We start from the raw sequence: 11,866 nt of genomic DNA on the forward strand, positions 1-11,866 counted from the left end.
TTGCGGAACCTGTCAAAGCGCACTCGATTTTTCTTTGCTCAAGCCATTTTTAGAGGTTGCTTAATGGAAATTTTTGAACGAGAAATATACAGGCATTATTTCCAAGTCGGCGGTTTTGTTCCCATGCCAAACAAAACTGAGCAAGTCCATCTGGATTTTCTTGTTGAGCATTATGACGCTTTTTTCTTCGACGCATTTGGCACTTTCTATTGTCGGGATAATTACGTCTATCCGGGTGCTGTGGAAATGTACGAAAAAGTGCGACGCTCCGGAAAGCCCATGCGCTTGGTCACCAATGCAGCCTCCTCGTCCATTTCTAAAATGATGATCCAACTGGATCAAATGAACATTCCTTTTGCGCCATCGGAAATCATTTCGTCGGGGACTCTCTTTCCGGATTTCGCCCAACAGATTGGCATACACGAAGCGTTTTACGTCGGAAAAAAAGATGGCCTAGAACATTTAACCGCTGGTGGCGTCCGAGCGACGGAATTCCCTTCGGAAAATACGGTCATCGTCTCTTCGCAAAGCAAAGATCCCGCCGTATTCGACAGGGCTCTGGAAATTTTAAAACGCCCGAATGCAAAACTCATTGTCCTGAATCCTGACGCCTGGGCTCCACGCATTGGACACAACCGGGAAGGCGTTTCTGGCTATTTTGCACACAAACTTTATCTGGAAGCCAAGCCGCAAACCTATTATTTAGGAAAGCCGTTCAAAGGCATTTACGAAAAAGCGCTTGCGACTCTTCCCCAGCCTATGCGCACCGTGATGATTGGCGACACTCTGGCGACGGATTGCGGAGGAGCGATGAATGCGGGAATCGATTCCGCTCTATTGATCGGTAGAAATCAGCCCGCAGACGAACTGGAAGCCGACGAAAAATTTTTGAATCTGCGACCGACATATTATTTGAACTTGACTTAGATGAACAATTTTCCAGCAAAGGGACAAGGGGTTAGGGATCAGAGACAAGGGGAAAGTGCGGCAACCGGTCCCTGCCCTTCGATAAACTCAGGGACCGCCGGTTAGTGTGCTTCGACAAGCTCAGCAGCCGTTTGTCGAACTAATCGAAAGGCAAATAAATCGGGTAGAATTTTGTATATAAAAATTTCCCATTCCACCTTTTTCTCACTTATATTTTCATATTTTACAAAGCAAAAGTACTCTTGTTCAAGAAAAATATATTAAATTGTATCTTTCTCTCCCGCATCACCGGGAAACAATGCCGTCCAAATGGTTTTGGGCAGCTCTTTTTGTTTTTCGGCACGCCGGAAAAGGATGATGAACATGACCGACAAAAATAAACATCTTTTACGTCTCGCCGACTGGAGCGAGGAACGCATCCTCGACACGGTCGAAATCGCTATTCGCCTCAAAAAAGAAGTCCACAATGGACAATTTTCAGATCGTTTTCACGGGCAGAATATCGGAATGTTCTTTGAAAAGCCCTCTTTGCGAACGATTACCACCTTTCAAGTCGGCATTCACCAGCTCGGTGGTTCGGCCGTTCTCCTTGCCCCCGATTCCATCGGACTTGGCAAACGCGAAAGCATCCACGATGTCGCCACCTGCCTTTCCCGCTGGGTAAATGCGCTGGTCGTGCGCTGTTTCAAGCAGGAACTTGTCGAAAAGCTCGCCGAATACGGATCCATTCCTATCATCAACGCCCTCACAGATGATTCGCATCCTTGTCAAGCATTTGCCTTTGCCCAAACCATTCGGGAACAACTCGGCGACTTCAGCGGAAAGACAGTCGCTTTTATCGGTGACGGAAACAATGTCGCCAATTCGTTCCTTGTCCTTTGCGCAAAACTGGGCATGAATTTCACACTCGCCTGCCCTCAAGGATACGAGCAGCCCGAAGCCGTCATCCGCGAAATGGAACCGCTTTTGAAAAAACGCGGACGGCAATATCGCGTTTTCCACGACCCGAAAGAAGCCGTCAAGGACGCCGACATTCTTTACAGCGATGTTTGGGTCAGCATGGGACAGGAAGGCGAGAAAGCCGCCAAGCAAAGCCACTTTCTCCCATTCCAGATTAACGACGAACTTTTGCGGTTTGCCCCATCGCATTGCAAGGTTAGCCACTGCCTTCCCGCGCACCGCGGCGAAGAAATCACGGATTCCGTGATGGACAATCCAAAAATCAATATGGCATTTGAAGAGGCCGAAAACCGTCTGCATGCGCACAAAGCGGTCCTTTGGCAACTGATGACGCCAACAGCGGATTTGGGAAAAGCCTAATCCAAAATCTTTATCGGGAAAACGCCTTCGCTTTGCGAAGACGTTTTTTTTATTCAAAAGTTTCGGGTAGCATTCAGGAATTGCTCACAAAACAATTTCATTCCATAGCCGACATTTATACGCAAGCATTATCGCGAACGAGTTCGCCGATTATCGTTCACAACATGCCATCCCCGATTTTCGCCGAAGAAAAATCCATTAAAAAAACGCCGCCGTTTTTATTTTCTGTAATATTTTCGCTTTCAAATAAAAATGAAAGCCAAGAAAACTTGACTTTCATCCTTTTTCAAAAAAACGAATTTTTACGAAGCAGTAGAATCCGTCGCGAAGGAATCCGAGACCGGGACTTTCGGAAGCGTATCCGCAGCCGGAACGGCACCCGTTGAATCTGTATCGAGGATTTGCGTTTGCGCCTTTGCCGAAGAATCCGCAACAGGATGCGGCTCTTCAACCGTATCGCCATTCAAAATCGTTTCCAGCATTTCTGCGGCCTGCAAGAATTCATTCGAATCCGAACAGCCCTTGGTTCCCAAAATTTTTTGCAGATACTGCTTTTGCAATTTCTGGTCGCCTTCCGCTCCAGCGATATTCGCCAATTTAATCAAAGCGGCACAACTTTTGGAAGCCTCCGGGAATTGCTTGATTTCCCGAGCAAAAACGATTTTCGCCTTATCCGTTTGTCCGGCATCCGAAAGGCAGACGCCCATCCAGTAAAGAGCTTCGCTGGCAATGGTTCCCGTTTTCGATTCTTCGTAAATCTGTTTGAAACCCGAATACGCCAGTTTGATTTCGCCTTTATGATAGTCTGCGCGCGCCGTGGTGAAAAGCGAATCGAGAGCCTGCATTTTTTCTGCAGAAATGACAGCACTGTCCGCCTGAACCGTTTCGGTCTGCCCGCCAACAACAACCTTCTTGGAAAGAATTTTGTCCGACTTGCCAAGAAGCATATCCAGCCGATAAAGCAGTTCTTCATGATGACTGTCATTCTTATCGCTGATGTCCGCAATCTTGGAAGAAAGCATCGCAAGTTCGACTTTCATCCTTTTTTGCACAAGGTTCAAGGAATCTATGATGCGCTGCAACGAATCCATCCGAGCGTTATTCGCTTCGACAGATGCCGCCACTTCCTGCCTGACATCCTTTTTCACGTCATCGCCAACCGCTTGCATCTCCTTGGTTCGGAGAAGAGTCACGCTGGAACACGCTGTAAGAGCGAATGCGCAAAACAAGGAACCAAAAATCAGACGTTTCATAAAACCCTCTAATTCGCCAAAATGACGACGCAATTACTTTTTGATATTGACTTTAAAATTGGCACGGCGATTCTGGGCAAAAGCTTCTTCGGTCTGACCGGCAACCTTCGGCTTTTCCTTGCCATAGCTCACGGTTTCCATGCGATCGTCGCCCACGCCATAGGCACTCAAAAATTCTTTGACTTTCATGGCGCGCTTGCTGCCGAGTGTCATGTTGTAATCTTCCGTTCCGCGCGCGTCCGTGTGCCCTTCAACGACAATGACAAAACGGGATTCCTTCAACAGGATGTCGCCGACCTGCGTCAAAATTTCCTTCGCCTTTTCTGTAAGTTCAGACTTGTCGAAATCGAAATAAACGTCTTCGGACATCAATTCATTAAAAAGTTTTTCCACGCGAGCACGTTCCGCTTCTAGGCGTTCTGCCTCCAGACGCTCCGATTCCAAACGCGCTTTTTCAATCGAATCCGCCTTTGCTTTCGCGAGCGAATCCGCATTCGGGGATGCCGCAACAGCAGCCGGTTCTTCCTTGACGACCGGATTTACGGGCGGCTTGTTTTTGGAGCAGGCAACGACCGCAAAAACCGCAGCAGCCGAAAGCGCAAGCATCATAAACTGTTTCATTGTTCTACCATCCTTCTTCGTTTTGTTGTGAAATCTGTTTTTGTTTTTCCGGGGAATACCACGACCACGTTGGAGAAGTGTTTTCTCCGCCATTCGTAATCCGGGTTACGTTCGTTCCATCTTTACGCATCACGTAAATCTGGTAAGAACCGGAACGGTCGCTCGAAAAAGCGATGAGCATTCCGTCGGGAGACCAGGTCGGGTGTTCATTGTTGCCGGCGTTGCTGGTCAGCTGGACAATGTCGGAGCCATCCAAAGCGCAGGTGTAAATATTCATTTTTCCGCCGTCCATCGACGTGTAAACAATGCGGTCGCCCGAAGGACTCCAGGAAGCCCGTTCATTATAATTTCCCATAAAGGTCACGCGGCGCACATCGCTTCCATCCTTGCCCATCGCAAAAATCTGCGGTCTGCCGCCCCGATCGCTCGTGTATAAAATTTCTGTTCCGAACGGACTCCACGAAGGACTCACCTGTGAAAATCGGCCATACAGCAGCTTGCGGCTCTTTCCCGTTTCCGGGTCGCCCAAATAAAGAGTCGTCTTGTTTCCGCTGATGGAAGCGAACAGAAGTTCGCCTGTTTTCGGATTGACTGCCGGGCTGAAAGTCTGCGACTTGTCGGCAAAAAGACGACGCTCGGCAGAGGAATTCAAGCGACGCTCAAAAAGTTGCGCCTTGCCGTTTCTAAAGCTGACAAATACAATTCCTCCGTTGTCCTTTGTCCAAGTCGGCATCATGCTGATTGTCGTGTCGCGGGTGATTTGGCGGCGATTGTAACCGTCATAGTCGGCGACCACTATCTGCTTCACACCGTCAATTTTAGAAACCCAGGCAAGAGAGGTCGAAGCGACTCCGTATTCGCCCCAGAGCTGTTTTACCATTTTGTCCGTAAAGTCGTGCAGGGCTTCGCGAACCTGCTTTTGTGAAACCGAATAGGCTTCGCCCAAAATCAAATCCTTGGTCTGGGTCGCATAAAGGTAGCACGAGAGTCGTACTTTGGAACCGTCGATCTGTTCGATTTTTCCGGTAACGTAGAATTTGGCTCCGGCGCGGACAAAAGTGACCATTTTGAATTTTTCGCTTTCCACAACGGCAAAACGACCCGACAAATGAAAATCATTTTTTAAAATCTCTTCGGGCTTTGCAGAAAGCGCTTCAAATTGTCCGTTTTGTTCAAAGGGAATCAGCCCAATCGGCATGGTATTTTCCAAAGAAACGCCGACATCCACAGAAATCGTATCGATGGCGGCGAATGCGCCCGACAGAGCGACCAGCAAAAAGACGAACCCTAATTTTAGTTTTTTCATCTTTTCCAAAAATACAAAATTTGAATTTTCCCGACAGTGGAATTTCCGTTCTCTCGAGCGTCAAAGCCGAATTTTCGCATTCTTCTTCAGTAATTCTAGAACAAAAGAATACAAGAAAAGCCCCGAGAAAAACTCGAGGCTTTCGTGCGAGTGGCAGGACTCGAACCTGCAACCTACTGGTTCGTAGCCAGTTGCGCTATCCAGTTACGCCACATTCGCAAAGGAACGACCCAAATATAAAATTCCTGCGATTTTTGTCAAGGGGTTCTCATCCTTTTTTTGCATTTTTATTTCTGGTCGATGCTCACGGTCAAGGTATAGGGCTGCGGCAGCTGGTCTTTTGTCGAAATCGACTCCGAATAGCGAACCACAATATAATAGGCCAGATAGTCCGTCACCGTATTCGTTCCGCATTCGTGGATATCCCCGATGCCGAAAGTCGTGTCGATTGCCGTTTTCTTTTTCAAATTTGCCAAATCGACTGTAAGAAATTCATCGTTGTCAAATTGACATTCTGCGGGAGCGTCCTTCATTTTGGCTGGACCGAGAACGGCCAGTTCCAGCGGTATGGAGGCAGTCCGTCCCGAAAGCCGGACAGAAACCGTGTCGCGTTTTTTCAAATATATTTTGAAAAGATCCTCGCCATCTGCGCAATTCTTGCTGTACTGTCCGCCGAGAATTCCCGTCACCGTAATGCCCTTCGTCAATTTAGAACCGTCGTAGAATCGGAGCGAGGAATCCATCAGCACTTCGGCATCCTTGGGCTTCGAGTTGGAATAGCAGTCGGAGCCTTCATATTCATCGCCGTCGAGGAATGGGTATGTCGAAAAAGTCACCGTCTGCAATTTGCTCTTGTTGCCGTCGTCGTCCTTCAGATTTTCAAACCGGAGGGTGTCGTAATCGCTGGCAGGAAGCAGCCTGGGAATGCCCGCCACCGTGTCTTCGGCGCCGACGATGAAAATTTTCTTCCCTTTTTGCTTGACCACGGAGATTTTCACGTTGGAAGAGACCTGATCTTCATCAAAATCGTCGATGCTCTTGTCAAAGACGGCGACCAGCGTGTCCATGGGGGAAACCGAACCGAAAACGCTTTCCAGTTTAGGAGGGTCGTGATCCACCGACCCGCATGCAGACAAACCGAAAAGGGAACATACCAGCGCAACCGGAATCCAACGCTTAAAAGAACGCATTTTCTAAAACTCCATCTGAATTTTCTTCCGCATAAAATTACATTTTATTCAAATTTTTTACCACCCCCATCCTTGACTGTTTGATAAAATGAACCTATTTCAAAAGATTGCTTCGCTGTTTTCCCGCTTTTTCCCCGCTCCCGGAAAAAAAGTTTTTTTCTGGTTGGGCATTTTCCTGATTCCCTGCATTGCCATTTTCATCGCCATCTACCTGTATTTTTCCAGTCTGGTTCCCACGCTGCCTTCGTTGGAGCAGCTCGAAGACATCGAACCGAAACTCGTCACCACGGTCTATGACAAGGACAGCGTCCCCGTCCATGAATTTTTTGTCGAGCGCAGAATCTGGACGCCCATCGATTCCATTCCGCCCATGGCGATGAACGCCGTGATGGCAACCGAAGACCGCGATTTTTACAGCCACTGGGGGCTGAACATTCTCGCCATTCCCAAAGCCGTTTTGCAGTCGGTGTCCAAAGGCGACAAAATCCGCGGAGCTTCCACCCTGACACAGCAGCTTTCCAAGCTCCTCTTCCTGACGCCGGAGCGCAAAATTTCCCGAAAGATCAAGGAAGCGATGACCGCGGTTCGCATTGAGCAGACATACACCAAGCGGGAAATTCTGGAATTCTACATGAACGAAGTCTATCTCGGCGGCGGCAACTACGGGTTTCAAGCGGCGAGCGATTTTTACTTTGGCAAGCCTCTCGACAGCTTGACGATTCCGCAATACGCCATTCTCGCCGGAATGCTCCAACGTCCCGAAGGCTACCGTCCCGACCGCCACCCCGAAGTCGCCACGGAACGCCGCAATACGGTTCTTTTTGCCATGTACAGCGCAGGCTACATTTCCAAAGACGACTATAAGCGTTACATCCAGGAACCCGTCAAAACGGTAAAGCACCAGGTCGGAAACGGATCCGGGCTCTACTTCTATGAAGAAATCCGTAAATTCATGGAAAACAAATACGGGCAGAAATCCCTCTATGCCGACGGCGTGAATATCTACAGCACCATCGATCCGCAAATCCAGGCCTTTGCCGAACAAGTCGAAAAGAAACATATCGAACGCGTCCGCAAGCGTCTTCAAGCGCGAGCCGTCTGGAAACTCGGACTTTCTTCCAAATACAACCTTCCCGCGGACTCCGTCGTCGCCCATTTCGACAGCATTTACGCGCTCTTCAAAAAAGACTACCTCGCCAAGGACACCGCTTCGGATGTTTCCAAATGGCGCTATCCGGATTCTTCGCGTTACCACGCCCCGCAGATGGCCATGATTCTTATTGAAAACGGAACCGGAGCCATTCGGGCGATGGTCGGCGGAAACGACTTTAACGAATCCCGCTGGAACCGGGCGGTGCAATCCCTTCGCCAACCGGGTTCTTCTTTCAAACCCATCGTTTATGCGACGGCAGTTGAATCGGGAGCTTCCCCCTGCGATTCCATCAACGATCAGCCCGTCACCATCGAAGACGAAAAGGATCCGTCCAAAACGTGGCGCCCCGCCAATTTTGACAAAGAATTTGAAGGAATGATGACCTTACGCCGTGCGCTCTACCGCTCCATGAACCTTCCCGCGGTGCTGACCGGCATCAAATACGGACTTCCCAACGTGGTAAACTACGCCCGCAAGTTCGGCATCCGCAAAGCTCCGCTGCAACCCGTTCCCAGTCTTGCTCTGGGTTCCATCGGCAGCACTCTAATGGAAATGACTTCCGCCTATACGGTCTTCCCCAATGGCGGCGTGCGGATAGAGCCCTACATGATCGATTCCATCGTCGATAAAGCCGGGAACATCGTCGAAAAGCACAAGAGCGAAGAGAAATCAGTACTAAAACCCGCCAGTGCCTACATTATGGTCGATATGCTCAAGGATGTCAATATCCACGGCACGGCGGCACGTGTCGGCGCCAGCGGATTCCGCCACCCGAGCGGCGGCAAGACGGGCACGACAAACAATTACACCGACGCCTGGTACATCGGATTTACGCATTACTACACCCTCGGCATCTGGGTGGGAACCGACTCCCCCGCTCCTATGGGGCCCGGGCATACCGGCTCCGAAGATCCTCTCCCTGCATGGATTGAAGTCATGAAAGAACTCCACAAAGATCTCCCCATTCAGAATTTCAAAATGCAGCCGGGAGTCGTCAGCAAAAAAATGTGCAACTTCACGGGAAAAATCGCCGGAGAATTTTGCGGAACCACATCCTATTGCCTCTATTCCGCGGGACACGTTCCAACGGAATCCTGCGATGGCACCCATATTTCCGGCAAAAAATCCGCGGACGACGCAACGCTTTTCTCCAGCAAAACCTCTGCCGAAGGCTCCATGAAAGCCAAATCGAAAAAAGAAAAGGACGCGCCTCCGCCCAAAAAGAAAACCCGGCAGATGTTCTGATTTTCGCCCGGGAAATTTTACCGGGCATCCCTTATTTCCCTTTCTGGAGCACAGCCACTCCCCATTGGGGGGAGAAGGCAAATCCGCGCACGAACTCGCAACTGATAACTAATAACTATAACTGACAACTAACAACAAGCCTCTCGTGCAGCCGATTTTTTGAAAATGAATTTTTAGAGGCGACCAAAAATTTGGGAATTATATACAATCTTCCTCCAAATTCCCTCAAATAATTTTTTTCAAAGCATGGATTTCTTTTTCACAAGGGGAATTTCTTCTCGCAGACTGCGAGGTGCTCGCTTTCCCATGAGTCTTGGAAGCTTGCTTCCCTAGACGAATTGTCCCTTGCAGGGATACTTCAACTATGGAATCGGAGATTCCCAGTTTCAGGGATGCAGCGCCCCATGAGCCTTGGAAGCTCTGCTTCCCTTAGACGAATTGTCCCTTCCAGGGATACTTCAACTACGGAATCAGAGATTCCGAGTTTCAGGGATGCAGCGCCCCATGAGTCTTGGAAGCTTGCTTCCCTAGACGAATTGTGCAAAGCCCCATGAGCCTTGGAAGCTCTGCTTCCTTTAGGCGAATTGTCCCTTGCAGGGATACTTCAACTACGGAATCGGAGATTCCGAGTTTCAGGGATGCAGCGCCGCAGCGGGCGGAAGGGATAAGGGGGCTTCCAAGTTGACGCGTTGCGTCCGCGGCGGCTCAGTAATGCCTGCAAGCAAGCTTGCGGCGCAACATTCGCCTTGCACGCTTTTGCAAAGGCTCCCTTCCAGGGACAATTCGTCTAAAAGAGTAAAACTCTTAAGACTCATGGGCAGTCCCTTTTCCCTTCACCCTATCCCCCGCCACGCTTTGTGGTTGGAAGTTTTGGTTTTGTGGGGTGGAATTGGGTATTGCGCCATAGCGAGAAGGAGGAACTCGGTTATCAGTTATTAGTTTTCAGTTGTCAGTTTCAACCCTCAACTCCCAACTCCCGACTTCCAACTTCCAACTAATCACTGATCACTAGTTGCTAATCCCTAATGTGGGCAAATCGAGATGGAATTTTGTATATAAGCCCCAAAAATTTGCTATCTTTGCATTCCGGTGAAGAACGCGTATAAAGACATCAAATCCTTAACAGCGGATGAACTCAAAGAATGGCTTTCCGCTCATTGCGAAAAAGCCTATCGGGCGGATCAAATCGAGAACTGGCTCTTTTGCCAGCAGGTTTCAAGCTACGACCAGATGAAAAACATTCCGCAGCAGACCCGCGACAAGCTCGCCCAGTCCTTCGCCATCCGCTCCCTGACCGAAGTTCAGCACCTCATCTCTGTCGATGGAACGGTCAAGTGGCTCTTCCAAACCCCCGACGAAAAATTCATTGAAACCGTCCTCATTCCGACAAACGGACGCTACTCCGTATGCGTATCCACGCAGATAGGCTGCGCCCAAAACTGCGCATTCTGCAGAACCGCCAAGATGGGCTTCATCCGGAATCTGGAAGCAGGAGAAATTTTAGAAGAAATCATCCGCGTAAACGAATACCTGAAAGAGACCGGGGAAATCGACGCCGACGGGAAACCCGCCCAAGTGACGAATATCATTTTCATGGGAATGGGCGAACCGCTCAACAATTTGGAAAACGTGCACCGGACGTGCTGCACCCTGCACAACCAGAAGCTCTTCAACCTGGGGCGAAAAAAGATGACCATCAGCACCAGCGGAGTCGTTCCCAAAATCAAGGAACTCGTGGACAGAAACACGCCCTGCTGCCTGGCCGTCAGCCTCAACAGCACGAACAACGAACGCAGAAGTTCCGTGATGCCGGTAAATAAAGTCTGGCCGATTGAAAAGCTTTTGGAAGCGACCGACGAATACACCCGCCGCACGGACAACTACGTCACTTTTGAATTTGTTTTGATGAAAGGCGTCACCTGCACAGACGAAGCCGCCAAAGAACTGATTAAAATTTGCGCACCGCGCCGCTGCAAGGTCAATGCGATAGTCCTCAACCAGATGGACGATCCCAATCTAGAAGCGCCGACGCAAGAAGAAGTGGACCGCTTCCTGGAAAAAGTACGTGCCGCCCAAATTCAAATCACCATACGAAATCCGCGTGGACGCGACATCCTCGCCGCCTGCGGACAGCTCGCATACAAAAAACAACAGAAGGTAGCTAATGTTGACACAGAATCTGCCTGAATTCTGGGAAAATCTTTACATCGAACATAAAGATTACTGGAATTTGGGAAAAGCCACCCCCGCCCTGCTCGACTTTTTCAATAACCCGCTTTGCCCGCAAACAGGCAGCGTTCTTGTTCCCGGCGCCGGTTTCGGTTACGATGCGGAAGCCTGGGCGAAACGCGGACACGAGGTGCTCGCTGTAGATTTTGCCCCCACTGCAGTCGATGAACTCGACCGCATTTCGCGCAGACTCGAAAATTTCAAATCGCTGGATCTGGACCTTTTTGAACTGAATCCCAAAAATCCCAAAAAAGGCGGGCAGCAATTCGACATTGTCTATGATTACTGCACATTCACGGGCATCCATCCGGGGCGTCGCGACGAATGCTTTGAAGTCTGGCAAAAAATGCTCAAGGACGACGGCGTCGTCATCGCTTTCTTCTATCCGTTCCTGAACGGGAACACCCTGCAAGGCCCCCCGCATCCGACTTCCGAAGGCGAACTGATGGCGCGCCTCGGCGGCATTTTCGATGTCGTGGAAAGGGTTGCGGTAAACGACAGCATCCCCGCGCGCAAAGGCAAAGAAGAAATTTGGATTCTGAAGAAAGCCGCGGAATAAAATAATTCTATTTTTTAAGTCACCCCGCACTGGGGTGGCTTATTGTGTTTTAAACAAGAAGGA

The 11,866-nt window shown here is 49.6% G+C and carries 9 protein-coding genes and 1 tRNA gene; 5 read left to right on the forward strand and 5 right to left on the reverse strand.

The annotated features are described in order from the left end of the window. The first annotated feature begins 123 nt into the window (after nucleotides 1–123). On the forward strand, nucleotides 124–927 hold the full coding sequence (locus BGX14_RS03230) for an HAD-IIA family hydrolase (RefSeq protein WP_158223214.1): 804 nt from the start codon (nucleotides 124–126) through the stop codon (nucleotides 925–927). Nucleotides 928–1,290: 363 nt separating this feature from the next. Next, entirely contained in the window at nucleotides 1,291–2,247 is a 957-nt protein-coding gene (argF, locus tag BGX14_RS03235; protein ID WP_095879041.1) for an ornithine carbamoyltransferase, read from the forward strand. Between the two features lie 302 nt (nucleotides 2,248–2,549). On the opposite strand, the gene BGX14_RS03240 is transcribed toward argF, so the two are convergent. The 5 genes from BGX14_RS03240 to BGX14_RS03260 all read right to left on the reverse strand — a co-directional run bounded on the left by BGX14_RS03240 (nucleotide 2,550) and on the right by BGX14_RS03260 (nucleotide 6,617). Then, nucleotides 2,550–3,500, reverse strand: coding sequence for a tol-pal system YbgF family protein (locus tag BGX14_RS03240; protein ID WP_143394106.1), 951 nt, complete (start codon nucleotides 3,498–3,500; stop codon nucleotides 2,550–2,552). Between the two features lie 33 nt (nucleotides 3,501–3,533). Further along, entirely contained in the window at nucleotides 3,534–4,121 is a 588-nt protein-coding gene (locus tag BGX14_RS03245) for an OmpA family protein (RefSeq protein WP_073303621.1), read from the reverse strand. 4 nt (nucleotides 4,122–4,125) lie between these two features. Beyond that, entirely contained in the window at nucleotides 4,126–5,427 is a 1,302-nt protein-coding gene (locus tag BGX14_RS03250; protein WP_095879043.1) for a PD40 domain-containing protein, read from the reverse strand. Between the two features lie 145 nt (nucleotides 5,428–5,572). Continuing rightward, nucleotides 5,573–5,646 (reverse strand) — tRNA-Arg (locus BGX14_RS03255). Nucleotides 5,647–5,714: 68 nt separating this feature from the next. Continuing rightward, complete coding sequence (locus BGX14_RS03260; RefSeq protein ID WP_073303625.1) at nucleotides 5,715–6,617, reverse strand: hypothetical protein; 903 nt, start codon at nucleotides 6,615–6,617, stop codon at nucleotides 5,715–5,717. A gap of 88 nt (nucleotides 6,618–6,705) precedes the next feature. Here BGX14_RS03260 and BGX14_RS03265 point away from each other — a divergent pair, with 88 nt between their 5' ends. The 3 genes from BGX14_RS03265 to BGX14_RS03275 all read left to right on the forward strand — a co-directional run bounded on the left by BGX14_RS03265 (nucleotide 6,706) and on the right by BGX14_RS03275 (nucleotide 11,803). Next, nucleotides 6,706–9,015 (forward strand): penicillin-binding protein 1A, encoded by a 2,310-nt coding sequence (locus BGX14_RS03265; RefSeq protein WP_073303627.1) that lies wholly within the window; start codon nucleotides 6,706–6,708, stop codon nucleotides 9,013–9,015. 1,089 nt (nucleotides 9,016–10,104) lie between these two features. Beyond that, nucleotides 10,105–11,202, forward strand: coding sequence for a 23S rRNA (adenine(2503)-C(2))-methyltransferase RlmN (rlmN, locus tag BGX14_RS03270; protein WP_073303629.1), 1,098 nt, complete (start codon nucleotides 10,105–10,107; stop codon nucleotides 11,200–11,202). Beyond that, on the forward strand, nucleotides 11,180–11,803 hold the full coding sequence (locus BGX14_RS03275; RefSeq protein ID WP_078776180.1) for a methyltransferase: 624 nt from the start codon (nucleotides 11,180–11,182) through the stop codon (nucleotides 11,801–11,803). The genes rlmN and BGX14_RS03275 overlap by 23 nt, the downstream gene beginning before the upstream one ends. The last annotated feature ends 63 nt before the right edge of the window (nucleotides 11,804–11,866 follow it).

The sequence above is a fragment of the Fibrobacter sp. UWS1 genome, assembly GCF_002300445.1.
In the GTDB taxonomy this organism is placed as follows: Bacteria; Fibrobacterota; Fibrobacteria; order Fibrobacterales; family Fibrobacteraceae; genus Hallerella; species Hallerella intestinalis.

Coding starts and splice junctions, on each gene's coding strand:
- BGX14_RS03230 (WP_158223214.1), top strand. CDS start 124: ATGCCAAACAAAACTGAGCAAGTCCATCTGGATTTTCTTGTTGAGCAT.
- argF (WP_095879041.1), top strand. CDS start 1,291: ATGACCGACAAAAATAAACATCTTTTACGTCTCGCCGACTGGAGCGAG.
- BGX14_RS03240 (WP_143394106.1), bottom strand. CDS start 3,500: ATGAAACGTCTGATTTTTGGTTCCTTGTTTTGCGCATTCGCTCTTACA.
- BGX14_RS03245 (WP_073303621.1), bottom strand. CDS start 4,121: ATGAAACAGTTTATGATGCTTGCGCTTTCGGCTGCTGCGGTTTTTGCG.
- BGX14_RS03250 (WP_095879043.1), bottom strand. CDS start 5,427: ATGAAAAAACTAAAATTAGGGTTCGTCTTTTTGCTGGTCGCTCTGTCG.
- BGX14_RS03260 (WP_073303625.1), bottom strand. CDS start 6,617: ATGCGTTCTTTTAAGCGTTGGATTCCGGTTGCGCTGGTATGTTCCCTT.
- BGX14_RS03265 (WP_073303627.1), top strand. CDS start 6,706: ATGAACCTATTTCAAAAGATTGCTTCGCTGTTTTCCCGCTTTTTCCCC.
- BGX14_RS03275 (WP_078776180.1), top strand. CDS start 11,180: ATGTTGACACAGAATCTGCCTGAATTCTGGGAAAATCTTTACATCGAA.